Here is an 18,466-nt window from a genome sequence, read left to right as displayed (position 1 = left end):
CCGATCCTAGGCAACGGACGGTGACGGCCCTCGTGACGCAGGACGGCTCAGCCGTCGATCGTGGACATGTCGCCGTAGCGCGCGCCGGCCACCGCCTCGCGCGGCACGGCCGCCTCCAGCGCGGCCAGATCGTCCTCGCTCAGCGAGACGTCGAGCGCGCCCACGTTCTCCTCGAGGTAGCGCACCCGCTTGGTGCCGGGGATCGGTGCGACCCCGACGCCGTCGCGCCCGGAGCGGGCCAGGACCCAGGCCAGGGCGAGCTGTCCGGGCGTACGCCCGAGGCGCGCGGCGAGCTCCTGGACCCGGGAGACGAGCACCAGGTTCGCGTCGAGCGCCTCGCCCTCGAAGCGGGGGAAGCGGCCGCTGCGGCGCGAGTCGTCGGCGCTCAGGTCGCCGGCGCCGGCGATGGCGCCGGTGAGCAGGCCGCGGCCGAGCGGGGAGTAAGGCACCAGGCCGATCCCGAGCTCGGCGAGCACGGGCCAGACGGTGTCCTCGAGGTCGCGGGTGAACAGGGAGTACTCGGTCTGCACGGCCGTCACCGGGTGCACCGCGTGGGCCCGCCGGATCGTGTCCGCGGACGCCTCCGAGAGGCCGAGGTGGCGCACCTTGCCCGCCTCGACGAGCTCCTTCATCGCGCCGACGGTCTCCTCGATCGGGACGGTGAAGTCGACGCGGTGCTGGTAGTAGAGGTCGATCACGTCGACGCCCAGGCGCTGCAGGGACGCGTCGCAGGCGGACCGGACGTACTCCGGGCGACCGTTGACGCCGACGAAGCCGCCGTCGGGGGTGCGCTCGTTGCCGAACTTGGTGGCCAGCTGGACCGCGTCGCGCCCGCCGGGGGCGGAGGCGAGGGCGGCGCCGACGAGGCGCTCGTTGGTGAAGGGGCCGTACATGTCGGCCGTGTCCAGGAAGGTCACGCCGAGGTCGAGTGCCCGGTGGATGGTGCGGGTCGCCTCCGCCTCGTCGCGGGTGCCGTAGAAGTCGCTCATCCCCATGCAGCCCAGGCCCAGGGCCGAGACGGTCAGCGGGGACGCGGTGCCGAGTGTCGTCGTGGTGGTCATGCGGGAGAGTCAACGCCTTCGAGCGCGCTCGAAGTCAACCCCCGCGCCTCGACCCGGTCGACGTAGATGCCGATCTTGCGGTCGATCGCCCCGAGGTGCTCGGTGATCTCGGCCAGCTGCGCCAGCACCACCCGTCGGTGCGCGCGCAGCATCTCGAGGCGGTCCTGCTCGTTGCCGTCGTCGGCGCGCACCATCTCGGCGTACCGCCTCATCTCGCGGATCGGCATGCCGGTCGCGCGCAGGCAGGTGAGCAGGTGGATCCACTGCAGGTCCGCGTCGGAGTAGCGCCGGTGCCCGGACCCGGCCCGCTCGACCTCGCGCAGCATCAGCCCGTCGCGCTCGTAGTAGCGCAGCGTGTGCGGGGTGAGCCCGCTCGCGTCGGCGGCCTCGGCGATGGAGTAGGTCGACATCCGCGCAGTGTGCATCTTCGAGCGTGCTCGAAGTCAAGAGCCTCCGGCCGCGGTGGCACGGCGGCGGTGGTGACGCGCGCGACGTCGCTGTCCGCTTGGAACGGCGACCCCGTCAGCGCCTAGGCTGCGGGGCGTGAGCGCGGACAAGTGGTGCGAGTTCTGCGAGATGTCCCTGGTGAGCTGCCCCCACGGGGCGCCCAAGCCGCCCCCGCCGGCCGAGACGCCGCCGCTGGAGCGCGTGCGGACCCGTGCGACGACCGGCACGAGCGGCACGACCGGTGCGGCGCCGCGCACGACGCGTACCCCCGTGTCCGCACGACGGGTGCCCGGCACCCCCGCGCCGGCGCCGGTGCGTCGGGCCCCGGTGGTACGCCCCGGCCGGACGCCGCAGGGCGCGTTCCGGCCCTACCTGCTCGCGACGCTGGCCGACCACGACGGCCGCCTCGAGCGCGACCTCGCGCTCGAGGAGGTCGGTCGTCGGATGGCCGACGTCCTGCAGCGCGACGACCTCGGTATCGGCCCCAGCGGTGAGGTGCGCTGGCGCACCGTCGCGCTCAAGGAGCGTCGGGCGCTGGTCGACGCCGGTCTCGTCGGCTCCGCAGGCCCCGGCCTGTGGGAGCTGACGAGCGCGGGCTACGAGACGCTCGCGGTCTTCCGGGCCGCGCAGGAGCAGGCCGAGCAGGAGCAGGCCGAGGCGTCGGACGACCCGGAGACCGGCACCGCCGACTGACCGGCGGCGTCGGGTCACTCGACGCGCACCCGTCACCTCGTCGTCACCTGGACGTGGCGCGGTGTCCGCGTGCGGCTGGTGCCGTCGAGGTCGTGGCCGCTCCACTCCTCGCCGACCCCGTCGCCGATCCCGGGCAGCGCACCTCCGCGCTGCCGTCACGCACCCGCCGGCGCACCTCCAGCCTCGTCGTCACCCCCGGGGTGACGGCCCACCGCGGCGCCTCGGGCGTGCGCCCCGAGCACACCCTCGACGCCTACCGCACCGCGATCCGCGCCGGCGTCGACGACATCGAGCTCGACCTCGTCTGCACCGCCGACGGCGTGCTCGTCGCCCGGCACGAGAACGAGCTGAGCCTGACGACCGACGTGGCCACGCGCCCCGAGCTCGCCGCGCTGCGCACCCGCCGCGACGTCGACGGCGTCGTGCACGAGGGCTGGTTCGCCGAGGACCTCACCCTCCCGGAGATCAAGCTGCTCACCGCCCGCGAGCGCTTCCCCGAGCTGCGACCCGGCTCCGCCGCGCACGACGGTCGTGAGGGCGTGCCGACGCTGACCGAGGTGCTCGCCATGGTCGAGGCCGAGTCGGTGCGCCGCGGGCGTGCCGTCGGCGTCATGCTCGAGCTCAAGCACGTCGAGCACGCGCGCCGCCGCGGCCTGGACTACGAGTCGGCGCTGCTGGCCGACCTGCGCCGCCACGACCTCGACCACCCGCGGGCGCGCGTCACCCTGATGTCGTTCGAGACCGCCGTGCTGCGCCGGCTCGCCACCCGAGCGCGGGTGCAGGTCGTCCAGCTGCTCGACCGCCTCGACCGCCAGCCGCCCGACGCCCTGGTGGCGGGGGCCGCGACGACCTACGGCGACCTCGCCTCGCCAGCCGGCCTGGACCACGTCGAGCGGTACGCCGACGGCATCGGCGTCGCGAGGTCCCTCGTGCTGCCGCCGGGGCCCGACGGCGAGCTGGGGGAGCCGACCTCGCTGGTGCGCGAGGCGCACCGCCGGTGGCTGACCGTCCAGGTCTGGACCCTGCGGGCGGAGAACCGGTTCCTGCCCGCGGACCTGCGCAGCGCCGACCCCGACCCGGCCGCCCACGGCGACCTCGCCGCGGAGGTCCACGCCTTCCTCGACGCCGGCGTGGACGGCGTCACCACCGACCACCCGGAGGTCGCGATCGCCGCGGTCGCCGCTCGCGGCTGAGGTCGGTCGCGGCCGACGCCGGCCGCTCAGTCCTCGTCCGCGTCGGCCTCGAGCGCCTTGTCGAGCCGCTCGCGGGCGCCGTCGAGCCACGTCTGGCACGTGCGGGCCAGCTCCTCGGCGCGCTCCCACAGCGCCAGGGACTCCTCCAGCGTCGTGCCTCCGCCCTCGAGGCGCCGCACGACGTCGACGAGCTCGTCGCGCGCCTTCTCGTACGACATCGACGCGGTCGTCGCCTCAGTCATCGGTCTCCTCCTGGGTGCTGCTCGGGGCGGTCGGGGCGCTCGGGGCGCTCGGGGCGCCACGGACGGGATCGCGCTCGACCTCGTCGGTCGTCACGTGCACGCGGCCGTCCGCGACCCGAACGGTCAGCGCGACCCCGGCCGCCGTCTGGTCCACGCTCGTCAGGACGGAGCCGTCGGCGGCCTGGACCACCGCGTACCCCCGCCGCAGGGTCGCCAGCGGCGACAGCGCCTCGGCGCGGGCGCGACGGTGCTCGACGTCGTCGACGGCCCGGTCGAGCCGGTGGCGCAGCGTCACCCGCGCCCGGTCGCGCAGGGCGCCGACCTCGTCGCGGCGGGCGGCCAGCAGGTTGCGGGGGTCGGCCAGGGCCGGGCGTGAGCGCAGGGCGTCCAGGCCGGCCTGCTCGCGGGCGACGGTGTGCGCGACGACCCGACGGGCGCGGTCCAGGGCGTGGCCCACGTTGCGCAGCTCCTCGACGACGTCCGGCACGACGCGCTTCGCCGCGTCGGTCGGGGTCGCCGCGCGCCAGTCGGCCACCAGGTCGAGCAGCGGAGCGTCGGGCTCGTGCCCGATCGCGGAGACGACGGGCGTGCGGACCGCGTGCACGGCCCGGACGAGGCCCTCGTCGGAGAACGGCAGCAGGTCCTCCACGGACCCGCCGCCGCGGGCCACCACGATGACGTCGACCCGGGCGTCGCGGTCGAGCCGCTCGACGGCCTCGATCACCTCGAGCGCGCTGCGCGGGCCCTGCATGGCGGCGTGCGCGACCTCGAAGCGCACCGCCGGCCAGCGCCGGCGGGCGACCTCCAGGACGTCGCGCTCGGCGGCGGAGCCGGGCGCGGTCACGAGGCCGACCACCCCGGGCAGGAACGGCAGCGGACGCTTGAGCTCCCGGGCGAAGAGGCCCTCGGCGGCGAGGAGCTGGCGACGACGCTCCAGGCGCGCCAGCAGCTCGCCCAGCCCGACCATGCGGATGTCGCGGGCGTAGAGCGAGAACGAGCCGCGGTTGGCGTAGTAGGACGGCTTGGCGTGCACCAGCACGCTGGCGCCCTCCACCAGCGGCGGGTTGAGGCCGTCGAAGAGCGTGCGGGAGCAGGTCAGCGTCACCGACAGGTCGGCCACGGTGTCGCGCAGCGTCATGAACACGGTCTGCACGCCCGGGCGGCGGTTGACCTGCGCGATCTGCCCCTCGACCCAGACCGCGCCGAGACGGTCGATCCAGCCCGCGACCGCGTTCGCGATCTGCCGGACCGGTGCCGGCTGCTCGGGGGAGGTCTCCAGGGCCACGGCGCGAGCCTAGGACAGCGCACCGACGGTTCGGGCGGCCCAGGGTTCCTCGCCTAGGATCGACCCATGAGCACCGACCTGGGAACGCCGCGTGTCCTGCCCCGCGACGACGCCGAGCGGGCGGTCCTGCTCGCGGCGCCCCGCGGCTACTGCGCGGGCGTGGACCGTGCCGTCATCACCGTCGAGAAGGCGCTCGACCTCTACGGCGCGCCCGTCTACGTGCGCAAGCAGATCGTGCACAACAAGCACGTCGTGAGCACGCTGGAGGAGCGCGGCGCGATCTTCGTCGAGGAGATCGAGGAGATCCCCGAGGGCTCCACCGTCGTCTTCTCCGCCCACGGCGTCTCGCCGATGGTGCACGCGGAGGCGGCCGAGCGCTCGCTCAAGACCATCGACGCCACCTGCCCGCTGGTCACCAAGGTCCACCACGAGGCGCGCCGCTTCGCGAGCGACGGCTACCGGATCCTCCTCATCGGCCACGAGGGCCACGAGGAGGTCGAGGGCACCGCCGGCGAGGCGCCCGACCACATCACCCTGGTCGAGACCCCCGACGACGTGGACGACCTCGAGTTCCCCGAGGGCACGAAGCTGTCCTGGCTCTCGCAGACCACGCTCAGCGTCGACGAGACCATGGAGACGGTGCGCCGCCTGCGTGAGAAGTTCCCCCAGCTCGAGGACCCGCCGAGCGACGACATCTGCTACGCCACGCAGAACCGCCAGGTGGCGGTCAAGGAGATCGGCCGCGACGCCGACCTCGTCATCGTCGTGGGCTCCGGCAACTCGTCGAACTCCGTGCGGCTCGTCGAGGTGGCGCTCGAGGCGGGCGCCAAGGCGTCCTACCGCGTCGACGACGCCTCGGAGATCCAGGAGGAGTGGCTGGAGGGCGTGGAGACCGTCAGCGTCACCTCCGGCGCCTCCGTCCCGGAGGACCTGGTGGAGGGCGTCCTCGGCTTCCTCGCCGACCGCGGCTACCCCGACGCGCGCGCCGTGCAGACCGCCGAGGAGTCGCTGATCTTCGCGCTCCCGCCGGAGCTGCGTCGCGACCTCAAGGCCGCGGGCAGGTCCTGAGCCGTGGCCCGCTTCCTCGACATCCACCCCGTCGACCCGCAGCCGCGCCTCGTGGCACAGGTCGTCGAGGCGCTGCGCGACGACGCGCTCATCGCGTACCCGACCGACTCGGGGTACGCGCTGGGCTGCCGCCTCGGCAACCGTGACGGCAAGGACCGGATCCTGCGGATCCGCGACCTCGACGACAAGCACCACTTCACGCTGATGTGCGCCGACTTCTCCCAGCTCGGCCAGTTCGTGCACGTCTCGAACCACGCGTTCCGCGCCGTGCGCTCGGCGACGCCCGGTCCGTACACGTTCATCCTGCCCGCCACCCGCGAGGTGCCGAAGCAGCTGATGCACCCGAAGAAGAAGACGGTCGGCGTGCGGATCCCCGAGCACGTGGTCGTCGGCGCCCTGCTCGCCGAGCTCGGCGAGCCGATGCTGACCAGCAGCCTGATCCTCCCCGGCGAGACCGAGCCGCGCACGATCGGCTGGGAGGTCAAGGAGGACCTCGACGCGGTGGTCGACATCGTGATCGAGGCGGGCGAGACGCCCGCCGTCCCGACGACCGTCGTCGACTGGTCGGAGGACGTGCCCGAGGTGGTACGCCACGGCGCGGGCGACCCGGGACGCTTCGAGGCCTGAGCGCCCCGACGCACGACGATGCCGTCGCGCGGCCGGTGACGTCACCGGCAGGAGGCACCGAGGAAGCGCTGTGACCCGTGTCACTTGTTGACGTGGTGGGTGACCAAGCGAAGCCGTGACGATGTGGCGACCATCCGCATCGAACGCCCGGGGGGCCACGGTGGAGCACGAGGACACGACGAGCGCGCCGCCGCCGTCGAGCAGGAACGACGCCGTCAAGGCGCGCTACGACATCGACGAGATGCCGCCGCTCGGACAGGCGACGCTGCTCGGGGTGCAGCACGTCCTGGTGATGATGGCCAGCAACGTCACCATCCCGATCGTGCTGGCCACCGCCATCGGCGCGACGACCGGCGAGACCGCCTTCCTCGTGCAGGTGGCGCTGCTCGTCGCCGGCCTCACCACGCTCCTGCAGACCGTCGGTGTCGGGCCGGTCGGCGCCCGGCTCCCGGTGGTGCAGGGCACCAGCTTCGGCTTCCTCGTCGTCTCGATCCCGCTGGCGCAGGAGTACGGCCTCGGCGCCGTCTTCGGCGGCGCGCTCTTCGCCGCCCTCGTGCAGACCACGCTCGGCTTCTCGCTCAAGTGGCTCAAGCACCTCTTCCCGCCGCTGGTCAGCGGCATCGTCGTGCTGGTCATCGGGATCGGCTTGCTGCCCACGGGGATGGCGTTGTACGCCGGCGGCAACGGCGCTCCGGACTTCGGCTCGTGGACCAACCTCGGGCTGGCCACGCTGGTGCTCGTCGTGATGCTCGTGCTCTACCGGTTCGGCCGTGGCGTGCTGAGCGCCTCCGCCGTGCTGATCAGCCTGGTCCTGGGCTACCTCGTGGCGATCCCGCTCGACAAGGTGCGCCTGCAGGAGGTCGCCGACGCCGACTGGTTCTCGGTCCCCACCCCGTTGGAGTTCGGCCTCGACTTCCCGGCGGCCGCGTTCGTGGCGATGGGCGCCATGGCGATCGCCACCTCGGTGGAGACGATCGGCGACCTCTCGGCCCTCACCAAGAGCGGCGCGGGCCGCGAGGTGACCGACAAGGAGCTGCAGGGCGGCGTGGTCGCCGACGGCGTCGCGACCGGCATCGCCGCGCTGTTCAGCGCGCTGCCGAACACCTCGTTCGGCCAGAACGTCGGGCTGGTCGCCTTCACCGGCGTGATGAGCCGGCACGTCGTCTCGATCGGCGCCGGTTTCCTCATCGTGCTCGGCCTGTTCCCCAAGCTGGCCACGATCATCGCGGTGATGCCGTCGGCCGTGATCGGCGGCGCCGCGGTCGCCATGTTCGGCATGCTGCTGGGCGCCGGCATCAAGCTGCTCGCCGAGACGGCCCTGGACCGCCACGACATGCTCGTCATCGCCGTCTCGATCGGCGTGGGGCAGGGCATCGCGGCGGTGCCCGACTCGGTGCGGAAGATGCCCGAGTCGCTGGAGGTGCTGCTGACCTCGGGGATCGTGCCGGCGGCGCTGATCGCCGTGCTGCTCAACCTCGCCCGGCCGGCCGACCCGGAGGTGGAGGGCGAGCTGGACGTCGACGTCCCGCGCACGGGCTGACGGGCGCCGAGCCGGTCGTCAGTCGTCGAGCATCCGCAGGCCCAGGGTGGCCAGGCACAGCACGTACCCCGCCGCCAGGCCGACCGCGTGGGTGGTGACGCCGGTGACGAGGGCCTGGACCAGCTGGTCCTCCGGGCGGGCGAGCGCACCGGGCACGGTCGCCGCGACGAGTCCGAAGCTGACGACGAGCAGCACGGGCGGCAGCATCGCGACCGTGAAGAACGCGCCGCGGTCGGCCCGCACGGCCAGCAGCAGGCACAGCACCACGAAGCAGAGGTCGAAGAACAGGCCGATGTCGCCACCGAGCAGCAGGTCCAGCCCGACGATGCCGAGCACCCCGAGGGAGCCCAGGAGCACCAGGCGGTGTCCGGGCTCGGTGCGGGGCGCCGCCACCGCTGCCTCGAGCAGGCTCACGCCCGCAGGATAGGAGCGATCCTCACGCCCCCCGCGCCGACGCGCCGGGGGCGTGCGGGCCCTCGCCACGTTCGACGCCACGTTCGACGCCACGTTCGACGGCCCGGGGGAGGTCGGTGACCGTGCGCGGCCCGGGCAGCTCGGCGTCGGTGACGCCCAGCTCGGCCAACCGACGGGCGGAGACGAGGACGCGTGACTCGAGCGAGCCGACCGCGCTGTTGTAGTGCCGCGTGGCAGCGCCCAGCGAGCGGCCCAGCTGGTCGAGGTGCTCGCTCCAGGTGCCGAGGCGCAGGTGCAGCTCGCGCCCGGTCTGCTCGATCTCCCGGGCCCGGTCGGCCAGCGCCTCGTGGCGCCAGCCGTGGGCGACCGTGCGCAGCAGCGCGATCAGCGTGGTCGGCGTGGCCAGCACGACCTTGCGGGTCGACGCGTGCTCGAGCAGCCCCGGGTCCGCCTCCAGTGCGGCCGACAGGAAGGCCTCGCCCGGCAGGAACAGCACGACGAACTCGGGAGAGCTCGCCAGGGCCGCCCAGTAGCGCTTCGCCCCGAGGACGTCGACGTGCGCGCGGACCTGGCGGGCGTGGCGCGCGAGGTGCTCGCGGTGCTCGGCCTCGCCGCGCTCGGCGGCGTCGAGGAACCCGTCGAGCGGGACCTTGGCGTCGACGACGACCGAGCGACCGCCCGCCAGCTGCACGACCAGGTCGGGCCGCAGGTCGCCGTCGGCGAGCGGCGTCTGCTCGGTGAAGTCGCAGTGCTGGACCATGCCGGCCAGCTCGCAGGCCCGGCGCAGGTGCAGCTCGCCCCAGCGGCCGCGGACGGTCGGTCGCCGCAGCGCCGTCGAGAGGGCGTGCGTCTCGCGCTGCAGGTCGCCGGTCTGGCGGCTCATCGCCTCGACCTGCGCGGCCAGCTCGCCCTGCCACACCGCCCGGTCGTGGTGCAGGTCGGCGAGCTGGTCGCCGAGGCGGTCGATGCCGTCGGTGAGGCGCTGCGAGTCCAGCGCCGCGGCGCCCTGGGCGGGGCGGCCACGGGCCCACAGCACGCCGACCCACCAGCCGACGGCGGCCCCGACGGCGAGCAGCAGCACCACGGTCGCGGTCTGGGTGACGTCCATGGCGACCAGCATGGAGACCGGCACCGACAGTTCGGCCGAGGATCGCCGGACGTCCTCGTGCGGACCCCTTGAGCGGAACGTGCCAGCCGCCCGGAAATCCGGAAACAGTTGTTACGGGCCCGAAACCGTGGGGCGAGGAGCCGAAACGCGACGACCGTAACTTCGCGTCTCGACCCGAGTCCCCGCGGAAAGGCCCCCCATGTCGCTCTCCACCCGATTCCGGCGGCTCAGCGCCCGCCGACGTCCGGTCCTGGCCGCTGCGGCCGCCGTCGCGCTCGCCGGCAGCCTCGCCGCCTGCGGGGGCGACGAGCCCGCCTCCGCCGCCGACGGCTTCGGCACCATCGACGTGCAGTACTCCTGGATCAAGAACGAGGAGTTCACGGGCGAGTTCTACGCCTACGAGAACGGCTACTACGAGGACGCCGGGTTCGACCAGGTCAACGGCATCTCCGGCCCCGACACCGGGGTGGCGAAGCTGCTGAGCGGGGAGGTCGAGGTCGCGCTCAGCGACGCCGCCTCCATCGGCGCCGCCATCGCCGAGCAGGACGCGCCGCTGAAGATCATCGGCGCCACCTTCCAGAAGAACCCGTTCACCATCCTGTCGCTGGCCGACGGCGGGAACATCGCCACGCCCGACGACCTGGTCGGCAAGCGCATCGGCGTGCAGGACTCCAACGCCAGCGTCTTCCGTGCGCTCCTGTCGGCGAACGGGCTCTCCGAGGACGACGTCGAGATCGTCCCGGTCGACTTCGACCCGACGCCCCTGATGGACGGCCAGGTCGACGGCTTCATGGCGTACCTGACCAACGAGGCGCTGACCGTCGAGCTCGCCGGCTACGAGATCACGAACCTGCCGTACGCCGAGAATGGCGTGCCGTTCGTGGCGGAGACGTTCTCGGTCACCGACCAGTACCTCTCGGAGAACCGCGAGCTGCTCAAGGCGTTCCTGACCGCGGAGATCCAGGGCTGGACCGACGTGTTCAACGAGCCGACCGACGCCTCCGTCGAGCTGGTCGTGGACTACTACAACCAGGCCGCCTCCGACAACAGCGACGGCCTGGAGTCGGTGTTCGGCGCGCTCGACCCGGAGAAGACCGGGCTCGCCCTCGAGGCCACCAAGGAGCTCATCTCCACCGAGGAGACCGAGGAGGCCGGCCTGTTCACCATCTCCGACGACCTCAAGGAGCAGACCGTCGCCTCGCTCGCCGGCGCCGGCTGGGACGTCGAGGTCGACCGCCTCTTCGACACGTCGATCATCGACGAGATCTACGAGGAGAACCCCGAGCTGAAGGCGTACCTCCCGTAACCATGACGCTCCACGACAACCTGGGTGCCGGTGCCCCGCCCACGCCGGGCACCGGCATCCAGATCACCGGACTGAGCAAGACCTTCAAGGGCGCTCGCGGGCGCTCCACCGTCGCGCTGTCGGAGACCGAGCTGCACACCGAGCAGGGGTCGTTCCTCGCGCTGCTGGGGCCGTCGGGCTGCGGCAAGTCGACGATCCTGCGCATCCTCGCCGGCCTGGAGACCCCGACCGCGGGCGAGGCGCTCGTCGACGGGCGCACCCCTCGCGAGCTGCGGCGCGGCTCGGAGCTCGGGATCGCCTTCCAGGACCACGCGCTGCTGCCGTGGCGCAGCGTCGAGAAGAACATCCGGCTGCCGTTCGAGGTGGCGGGGCGCAAGGTCGACGACGACTACGTCGCGGAGCTCGTCGACCTCGTCGGCCTGCGGGGCTTCGAGAAGGCCAAGCCGGCGCAGCTCTCCGGCGGCATGCGGCAGCGGGTCTCGATCGCCCGCGCGCTCGTGCTCAAGCCGTCGGTGCTGCTGCTCGACGAGCCGTTCGGCGCGCTCGACGACATGACGCGGCAGAACCTCAACCTCGAGCTGCTGCGGATCTGGACCGAGAAGCCCGCCACGACCCTGCTCGTCACGCACGGCATCTCCGAGGCGATCTTCCTGTCCGACCAGGTGGCCGTGATGTCCGCCCGCCCAGGTCGGGTCCGCGAGGTCATCGACGTCGACCTAACGCGGCCCCGCACGCCCGAGATGATGCGCACGCCCGAGTTCCACGCGCTGGTCGACCGGGCCTCCGAGATCCTCTTCGGCACCGGCCCGGCGGTCGGGTCCGCCGCCGGGGGGCGCTGAGCCGTGGCCGCGACGCGCACCGTTCCGGGCTGGGTCGCCGGCGTCGTGGGCACCGTCGTGCTCGTCGGCGGCTGGTGGCTGCTCTCGGTCACGGCGTTCACCCCCGACGCGGGCACGACGTTCACCCCCGTCCCCTCGCCGTTCGCGGTCCTGGGCACGCTCGTCGACGACGGCCTCGGGGCGTACTGGTCGTTCTTCTCCGTCACCATCACCGAGGCCGCCTGGGGCTTCCTGTGGGGCAACCTGCTGGCGCTGGCGCTGGCCTCCACGGTGCTGGTCGCGCCGCGCATCGAGACCGTGGTGACGCAGGTGGCGGTCGTCAGCTACTGCCTGCCGCTGGTCGCGGTCGGCGGCATCTCGATCGTCGTGCTCGGCGGGGCGGAGCAGCCCGGCGACCCGTCGACGACGGCCATCTTCCTCGCCGCGCTGAGCGTCTTCTTCACGACGGTCGTCGGCGCCCTGCTGGGCTTCAAGGCCGCGGACGCGGCGTCGCTGGACGTGGTCGCCGTCTACGGCGGCGGGCGCGTCGCACAGCTGCGGAAGGTACGCCTCGTGGCCGCGCTCCCCGCGATCCTCAACGCCCTGCAGATCGCGGTGCCCACCGCCTTCCTCGGCGCCGTGCTGGGGGAGTACATGGGCGCCACCGACCGCAGCGTCGGGATCATGCTGATCCGGTTGCAGGGCAACCTCGACTCCGAACGGGTGTGGGCCGTGTTCCTCCTGTGCGCGCTGGTCGCGATGGCCGGCTACGCCGCCCTCGGCCTCGTGTCCCGGCTCGTGACGCCGTGGGTCTCCGGACGGAGCGCCGGATGAGCGCGGGCGTGGCCGGAGTCGCGGAGATCCGGCGGGAGGTGCGCGCGGAAGGACTGCGCACCGCTGGCCGCTCCGTCGCCCGAGCGCTGCTGAACGCGGTCGTGACCCTGGCGATCGTGCTGGCGCTGTGGCAGGGCGTCGTCAGCCTCGGCGGCATCTCGCCGTTCGTGGCCAAGGGGCCGCTCGACGTGTGGAACCACCTGTTCGTCACCGAGCCGGACGCGTTCGCGACGGCGGCGGAGCGGCGCGCGGTGCTGCTGCCGCTCGTGACGGTGACGCTGAAGGACGCCGCGCTCGGGTTCGTCGTCGGGATGGCGATCGCCGTCGCGCTCGCCATGGCGTTCACCCTGTCGAAGACCGTCGAGGCGGGCGTCATGCCGCTCGCGCTGCTGCTGCGCAGCGTCCCGCTCGTGTCCATCGCACCGGTGATCATGTTGCTGACCGGACGGGGCACGCCCGAGTCCGTCGCCGTCATCGGCACCATCGTGGTGCTGTTCCCCGCGCTGGCCTCGGTGCTGTTCGGGCTGAGCCAGGCCAACCCGCAGAGCGTGGACCTGGTCCGCGTCTACGGCGGCGGCAACCTGGCGGCGCTGCTGAAGGTCGCCGTGCCCGGCGCCCTGCCCTCGCTCTTCGCCGCCGCCCGGGTGTCGGTGCCGGGCGCCGTGACCGGTGCGCTGCTCGCCGAGTGGCTCTCGACCGGCAAGGGCATCGGCGGCAACATCGTGAAGTTCAACGCCGCCGCGCAGTTCGACAACCTGTGGGCGTGCGTCGCGATCATCACCCTCGTGACGCTCGTGCTCTACAACCTCGTGCTGCTGGTCGAGAACCTGGTGCTCGCCGAGATGGGGATGAGCCAGCGCGGGTCGTGACCGTTCCGTGATCGTTCCGTGACCATGCTGCGAGCCGCACCCGGGCCGCACCCCCGCGGGGGTCAGTAGGCGGCGCGATCGACTTTGGCGAGCCAGGCGTCGAAGGGCGCGGCGGCGTCCGCGGGGCGCAGGGCGTCCACGCGGGTCGTCCACGACTCCCGCGGCGTCGCCAGCACCTCGTAGAACGCGCGGTCGTCGAAGCCGCCGCGGGCGGCGTCGTCGCGGTCGGCGGCGTAGACGACGCGGTCCAGCCGGGCCCACAGCGACGCGGAGACGCACAGCGGGCACGGCTCGCACGAGGTGTAGAGCACGTGCCCGGCCAGGGAGAAGTCGTCGAGCTCGCGGCACGCCGCGCGGATCGCCTGGACCTCGGCGTGGGCGGTCGGGTCGTTGTCGCGGGTGACGCGGTTCTGCCCGGTCGCCACCAGCAGCCCGTCGCGCACGACGACGGCGCCGAACGGGCCGCCGCCCTCCGCGACGTTGCGGGTGGCCAGCTCGATCGCGGTCGCCAGCCAGCGGGCGTCCTCGTCGGTCATCGGTGCTCCTCGGGGATCGGGGTGGTCGGGCTGGTCCGACTGGTCGGACTTGTCGTGCTGCTGGTGGTGGCCGGGTCGGCGGGGGACCCGGCCGAGCGGGCGAGGCGCCACACGCGGTCCCGGCTCATCGGCAGCTCGTGCGGGCGCACGCCGAGCGCGTCGCGCACCGCGTTCGCGACGGCCGGGGCGACGGGGTTGTAGGGCGCCTCGCTCATCGACTTCGCGCCGGCGGGCCCGAGACGGTCGACGGTGTCGGCGAACAGGACCGTGGTGGCAGGTACGTCCGCCATCTGCGGCACCCGGTAGTCCCGGAAGGAGGCAGTGGTCACGGCGCCGTCGGGGCCGGTCGCGACCTCCTCGAGCAGGGCGCCGCCGAAGGCCTGCGCGACGCCGCCCTCGACCTGTCCGCGCAGCTGCTCGGGGTTGAGCACGACGGCGGCGTCCACGCCCTGCACGGAGGCCAGCACCCGCACCTCGCCGGTGGCGGGTGCGACCGCGACGCGCACGCCGTGCACGTTGAACGCCACCGAGCGCGGGGACCCGTCGCTCGACCCGTGGCAGGTCACCGGCCCGTCCAGCCGGGTCCAGTCGCCGTCGACGGCGGCCAGGCGCGTCCGCACCGCGCGGGCCGCGCGGTCGACCGCGGCGCCCGCCACGACCGATCCCGTCGAGCCGTAGGCGCCGGTGTCGTAGCCCGAGGTCGCGGTGTCGGAGGCGAGCAGGCGTACCCGCTCGGGGGCCACTCCCAGCAGCGACGCGACGAGCTGGGTGTGGACCGTGGCGGTGCCGTTGCCGAACTCGGCGGTGCCGACGGCGACGGTGACGTCACCGTCCGGGGTGAGGGTCACGGCGGCCTCGCTGTGGTGCCCGCGCGGCGGGATGGTCGCGATCATCGCGGCCGCGACGCCCTCGCCGACCCGCCAGCCCCCGGGCACGTCGGGCAGGCCGGGCACGTCGGGCAGGCCGGGGGCCTCCGCGCGGGTCGACGCGAGGTGGGACTCGACGAGGTCGAGGCACTGGTCGAGGCCGTAGCTGCCGAAGACGAGGTCGGCGTCGGCGGGGCCGTTGACGACGAAGTCGTCGCCCGGCACGACCACGTTGCGGCGCCGGATCTCGACCGCGCTGATCCCGACCTCCCGGGCCAGCTCGTCGAGCGCCGACTCGATGCCGAAGACGACCTGTCCGAGGCCGTAGCCACGGAACGCCCCCGACGGCACGTGGTTGGTGTAGACGGCCTCGGCGTCGACGCGCTTGTTGGCGCAGCGGTAGAGCGCGACCGACTCGTGGCAGCCGTGGAACATCACCCCGGGCCCGTGGTTGCCGTAGGCGCCGGTGTCGGAGAGCACGTCGAGCGCCAGAGCGGTGAGCACGCCGTCGGCGTCCGCGCCCAGCGTCACCTCCACGCGCATCGGGTGGCGGCACGGCACCATCGTGAACTGCTGCTCGCGGGTCAGCTCGAGCTGGACCGGGCGGCGTACGCCCTGATCCGCCAGCCGCACCGCGACCAGCGCGACGAGGTCCTCGACCAGCATCTCCTGCTTGCCGCCGAAACCGCCGCCCACGCGGGCGGCGACCACACGGACGCTGGCGGGCTCGCGCTCGAGCAGGCGGGCGAGCTCGTCGCGCACGAGGAACGGCACCTGCGTGCTGGTGCGCACGACCAGAGTGCCGTCGTCCTCGACCCAGGCTCGGGCCCCGTGGGTCTCGAGGGCGGCGTGGTTCACGCGCGCGGTGCGCCAGGTGCCGCGCACGACGTGCGCGGCGGCGGCGAGCCCGGCGGCGACGTCGCCGACCTCGCCGTGGGTCTGGGCGACGACGTTGCGGGCCGGGTCGCTGATCCGGGAGGCGGCCGGGTCCTTCTCACCGTGCAGCAGCGGCGCGCCCGGCGCGCGGGCCAGCTCGGGGTCGAGCACGGCGGGCAGCGGGGCGTACGCGACGTCCACCAGCCGCGCGGCGGCCGCGGCCGCCTGCGGGGTCTCGGCCACGACGGCGGCGACCCGCTGCCCGACGAAGCGGACGACGTCGTCGAGCATCCGGGTGTCGTCGGGGTCGTCGAGCCGGCTCTGGTGACGACCGGTGGAGAACAGGGTCGCGGGCACGTCGCGGTGCGTGAGGACGAGCAGGACGCCGGGCACCGCGAGCGCCCGGGCGGTGTCGACCTCCAGCACCCGCGCGTGCGCCTGGGTGCTCTGCACCAGCGCGACGTGGAGGACGTCGGCGCCCGGCAGGTCGAGGGTGTACGCCTCGCGCCCGGTGACGACCCGGGCCGCGGCGGGCGCCGGGAGGGAGGTGCCGAGGCGCCCGCACCCCGCGTCCTCGACGTTCGTGCGCCCGGCCAGCGCGTCGCGGATGGAGCGGTAGCCGGTGCAGCGGCACAGGTTGCCCTTGAAGGCACGGGCGACCTCGTCGGCGCGGGCCGGGTCGTCGGCGCCCGGCACGGTGCCGTCCGCGTCGGCCATTGCGGCGGCGGTGACCACGTAGCCCGCCGTGCAGAAGCCGCACTGGAAGCCGGCGGCCCGCGCGAAGGCGCGCTGCACCGGGTGGGGCTCGTCGGGCGTGCCGAGTCCGGCGGCGGTGCGCACGCTCCGGCCCTCCGCGCGGTGGAGCGGGTAGAGGCAGGAGTGGGTGGCGACCCCGTCGACGAGCACGCTGCAGGCCCCGCAGTCGCCCGCGTCGCAGCCCTTCTTGACGTCGAGGTGCCCCGTGTCGCGCAGGAACGTGCGCAGGCACTGGCCGGGATGGGCGTCGCCGGCGTCGACCGGGGTGCCGTTGACCTCGATCACGCGGCCTCCCCGGGAGCGACGGCGGCGAGCGCCGCGACGGCGAGCTCCTCGCTCACGGCGGCCCGCCAGTCCGCGGGGCCGTGGGGGTCGGCGTACCAGTCCGTCAGGTCGCGCACCGCGGCCCGCGCCGCGGCGGCGTCGGGCCGGCCGGGCAGGCGCAGCACGACCGGGCGCGGGACGGCGGCGGTGAGCGAGAGGTGGCACCCGTCGCGCTCGTCGCGACGCGCGACGACCACGGCGGAGGACCGGCCGGCGGGCGCCAGCGACATCCGGCGCAGGGCGTAGCGCGCGGTCAGGGCCGCGGGCTCGACGTCGACGGCGCGCAGCACCTCGTCCGGCGCGCGCCGCGTGGCGCCGGGCCCGGTGACGAGGTCGACGGCGGGCAGCTGGCGGGTGCCTGCAGGCCCGACGAGCTCGACGGTCGCCTCCAGCGCCACGGCCAGCGAGATCATGGCGCCCGCGGGCAGGGCGAGGCAGAGGTTGCCGCCGACGGTCGCGACCCGCCAGACCTTCGCCGACATCAGGAACGCCTCCGCGCAGTCCCGCACGAGGGCGGCGGCGTCGGCGCGGACGGGCGCCCAGCCGGCCGCGGCGGCCACCAGCTCGGCGACGGTGCAGGTGCCGGCGATGCGGACGCCGCCGTCCGCCCTCTCCTCGACGGGGGCCCAGCCGAGGCCGGCGAGGTCGACGAGGCGGGTCACGTGGGGCTGCGGGGTGGAGTAGAGCCAGGACCCGCCGCCGAGGTACGCCTCGCCCGGCGCCAGCGCCAGGTCGGCCTCGGTGCGGGCCACGCGCACGCCGGTGAGCTCGGCCAGGTCCATCACTCCACCTCCCGCAGCGCGACGTAGGCCGTGCTGATCCCGGTCACCCGGGCGCGTCCGCGCGGACCGCGCGCGGTCAGGACGCCGTCGGCCAGCACCGCGACGAGGCTCATCGCCGCGGCGTAGGAGTCGAAGGCGATCTCGGTGGCGACGGGGCACTCGAGCCAGATCCCGGCGGGTCCGGCGCGGCGCGCGTGCTCGGCGGCGGTCGGGTCGCCGACGAGCACGACCCGGGCCCCGGTGCGGGCGGCCTCGGTGACGAAGGCGGCGAACCCGGCCGGGCGGCGGCGGAACCCCAGCACGACGACGGTGTCGCCGTCGGCGAGGTCGGCCAGCTCCTCGCCCAGGACCTGGCCGGGCGCGGGCGCGAGCCGGACGTCCTCGCGGGCCTGGGCCAGCTGCTGGCGCAGGTGCAGGGCGACGGCGTGGCTGTTGCGCCAGCCGACGACCAGGACGCGCCGGGCGGAGGCGATCGCGGCCACCGCGTCGCCGATCGCGGGGGAGGACAGCGCGACGGACACCGCGGCGGCCTCGGCGCGGGCGTACGCGGGCAGGCTGGCCGGCGCGTCCGTCTGGCGGGGCTCGCCGGTGGCGCGCAGGGCGCGGAGGTCCTCGCGCACCTCGTCGAAGTCGGCGTAGCCGAGGCTGCGGAACAGCCGGCTCATCGTCGCCTTGGAGACGCCCGCGAGGTCGGCGAGCTCGGCGGCGCGGTAGGTCGCGAGGTCGTCGAGGTGCTCGATGAGGGTCTCGGCCGCGCGCCGCTCCTGCGGCGACAGCGCGGTGCGGCGGCTGGCGATCCGCTCGTCGATGCGCAGGCCCAT

General features: G+C 74.3%; 19 protein-coding genes. 9 read left to right on the top strand and 10 right to left on the bottom strand.

Going from position 1 to position 18,466, the window contains the following annotated elements:
• Positions 1 to 47: 47 nt before the first annotated feature.
• The gene (locus tag RDV89_RS00455) at positions 48 to 1,061 is read right to left on the bottom strand and encodes an aldo/keto reductase (RefSeq protein ID WP_315730480.1); all 1,014 of its coding nucleotides are present in this window, start codon (positions 1,059 to 1,061) and stop codon (positions 48 to 50) included.
• Positions 1,058 to 1,471, bottom strand: coding sequence for a MerR family transcriptional regulator (locus RDV89_RS00450; protein WP_315730479.1), 414 nt, complete (start codon positions 1,469 to 1,471; stop codon positions 1,058 to 1,060). The genes RDV89_RS00455 and RDV89_RS00450 overlap by 4 nt, the downstream gene beginning before the upstream one ends.
• A 133-nt stretch (positions 1,472 to 1,604) precedes the next feature.
• Between RDV89_RS00450 and RDV89_RS00445 the strand changes: the two genes are divergently transcribed.
• Complete coding sequence (locus tag RDV89_RS00445) at positions 1,605 to 2,201, top strand: hypothetical protein (protein WP_315730478.1); 597 nt, start codon at positions 1,605 to 1,607, stop codon at positions 2,199 to 2,201.
• A 92-nt stretch (positions 2,202 to 2,293) separates the two neighbouring features.
• Complete coding sequence (locus RDV89_RS00440; RefSeq protein ID WP_315730477.1) at positions 2,294 to 3,394, top strand: glycerophosphodiester phosphodiesterase family protein; 1,101 nt, start codon at positions 2,294 to 2,296, stop codon at positions 3,392 to 3,394.
• A 26-nt stretch (positions 3,395 to 3,420) separates the two neighbouring features.
• Here the strand turns inward: RDV89_RS00440 and RDV89_RS00435 are convergent, their stop codons facing one another.
• Positions 3,421 to 3,636: an exodeoxyribonuclease VII small subunit gene (locus RDV89_RS00435; RefSeq protein ID WP_315730476.1), complete on the bottom strand. Its 216-nt coding sequence runs from the start codon at positions 3,634 to 3,636 to the stop codon at positions 3,421 to 3,423.
• The gene (gene xseA, locus RDV89_RS00430) at positions 3,629 to 4,921 is read right to left on the bottom strand and encodes an exodeoxyribonuclease VII large subunit (RefSeq protein WP_315730475.1); all 1,293 of its coding nucleotides are present in this window, start codon (positions 4,919 to 4,921) and stop codon (positions 3,629 to 3,631) included. The genes RDV89_RS00435 and xseA overlap by 8 nt, the downstream gene beginning before the upstream one ends.
• A 66-nt stretch (positions 4,922 to 4,987) precedes the next feature.
• On the opposite strand from xseA, the gene RDV89_RS00425 reads away from it, so the two are divergent.
• From RDV89_RS00425 to RDV89_RS00415, 3 genes are all read left to right on the top strand, one after another.
• Positions 4,988 to 5,989 carry a 4-hydroxy-3-methylbut-2-enyl diphosphate reductase gene (locus RDV89_RS00425; protein ID WP_315730474.1) on the top strand — a complete coding sequence of 334 codons (1,002 nt, stop codon included), beginning with the start codon at positions 4,988 to 4,990 and terminating at the stop codon, positions 5,987 to 5,989.
• A gap of 3 nt (positions 5,990 to 5,992) precedes the next feature.
• The gene (locus tag RDV89_RS00420; protein WP_315730473.1) at positions 5,993 to 6,616 is read left to right on the top strand and encodes an L-threonylcarbamoyladenylate synthase; all 624 of its coding nucleotides are present in this window, start codon (positions 5,993 to 5,995) and stop codon (positions 6,614 to 6,616) included.
• A gap of 160 nt (positions 6,617 to 6,776) precedes the next feature.
• A complete protein-coding gene (locus tag RDV89_RS00415) occupies positions 6,777 to 8,156 on the top strand; it encodes a uracil-xanthine permease family protein (protein WP_315730472.1) in 1,380 nt (459 codons plus the stop codon).
• An 18-nt stretch (positions 8,157 to 8,174) separates the two neighbouring features.
• On the opposite strand, the gene RDV89_RS00410 is transcribed toward RDV89_RS00415, so the two are convergent.
• A complete protein-coding gene (locus RDV89_RS00410; RefSeq protein WP_315730471.1) occupies positions 8,175 to 8,570 on the bottom strand; it encodes a DUF6542 domain-containing protein in 396 nt (131 codons plus the stop codon).
• Between the two features lie 22 nt (positions 8,571 to 8,592).
• Positions 8,593 to 9,678, bottom strand: a complete 1,086-nt coding sequence (locus tag RDV89_RS00405; protein ID WP_315730470.1) for a DNA recombination protein RmuC — start codon at positions 9,676 to 9,678, stop codon at positions 8,593 to 8,595.
• 199 nt (positions 9,679 to 9,877) lie between these two features.
• On the opposite strand from RDV89_RS00405, the gene RDV89_RS00400 reads away from it, so the two are divergent.
• From RDV89_RS00400 to RDV89_RS00385, 4 genes are read left to right on the top strand one after another with little or no spacing between them, the layout of a single operon-like run.
• On the top strand, positions 9,878 to 10,984 hold the full coding sequence (locus tag RDV89_RS00400; RefSeq protein ID WP_315730469.1) for an ABC transporter substrate-binding protein: 1,107 nt from the start codon (positions 9,878 to 9,880) through the stop codon (positions 10,982 to 10,984).
• Positions 10,985 to 10,986: 2 nt separating this feature from the next.
• Positions 10,987 to 11,823, top strand: coding sequence for an ABC transporter ATP-binding protein (locus RDV89_RS00395; protein ID WP_315730468.1), 837 nt, complete (start codon positions 10,987 to 10,989; stop codon positions 11,821 to 11,823).
• 3 nt (positions 11,824 to 11,826) lie between these two features.
• Complete coding sequence (locus RDV89_RS00390) at positions 11,827 to 12,636, top strand: ABC transporter permease (RefSeq protein WP_315730467.1); 810 nt, start codon at positions 11,827 to 11,829, stop codon at positions 12,634 to 12,636.
• The gene (locus RDV89_RS00385) at positions 12,633 to 13,505 is read left to right on the top strand and encodes an ABC transporter permease (RefSeq protein WP_315730466.1); all 873 of its coding nucleotides are present in this window, start codon (positions 12,633 to 12,635) and stop codon (positions 13,503 to 13,505) included. Before RDV89_RS00390 ends, RDV89_RS00385 begins: the two co-directional genes overlap by 4 nt.
• A gap of 62 nt (positions 13,506 to 13,567) precedes the next feature.
• Here the strand turns inward: RDV89_RS00385 and RDV89_RS00380 are convergent, their stop codons facing one another.
• The 4 genes from RDV89_RS00380 to RDV89_RS00365 are packed head-to-tail and all read right to left on the bottom strand — an operon-like array spanning position 13,568 to position 18,466.
• A complete protein-coding gene (locus tag RDV89_RS00380) occupies positions 13,568 to 14,041 on the bottom strand; it encodes a nucleoside deaminase (protein WP_315730465.1) in 474 nt (157 codons plus the stop codon).
• Complete coding sequence (locus tag RDV89_RS00375; RefSeq protein WP_315730464.1) at positions 14,038 to 16,824, bottom strand: molybdopterin-dependent oxidoreductase; 2,787 nt, start codon at positions 16,822 to 16,824, stop codon at positions 14,038 to 14,040. Before RDV89_RS00375 ends, RDV89_RS00380 begins: the two co-directional genes overlap by 4 nt.
• Entirely contained in the window at positions 16,821 to 17,645 is an 825-nt protein-coding gene (locus RDV89_RS00370; protein ID WP_315730463.1) for an FAD binding domain-containing protein, read from the bottom strand. Before RDV89_RS00370 ends, RDV89_RS00375 begins: the two co-directional genes overlap by 4 nt.
• Positions 17,645 to 18,466 carry a MurR/RpiR family transcriptional regulator gene (locus RDV89_RS00365; RefSeq protein WP_315730462.1) on the bottom strand — a complete coding sequence of 274 codons (822 nt, stop codon included), beginning with the start codon at positions 18,464 to 18,466 and terminating at the stop codon, positions 17,645 to 17,647. The genes RDV89_RS00370 and RDV89_RS00365 overlap by 1 nt, the downstream gene beginning before the upstream one ends.

This window comes from Nocardioides imazamoxiresistens, from assembly GCF_032378595.1.
Classification (GTDB): domain Bacteria; phylum Actinomycetota; class Actinomycetes; order Propionibacteriales; family Nocardioidaceae; genus Nocardioides; species Nocardioides imazamoxiresistens.
This window is presented reverse-complemented; position numbering and strand designations above follow the sequence as displayed.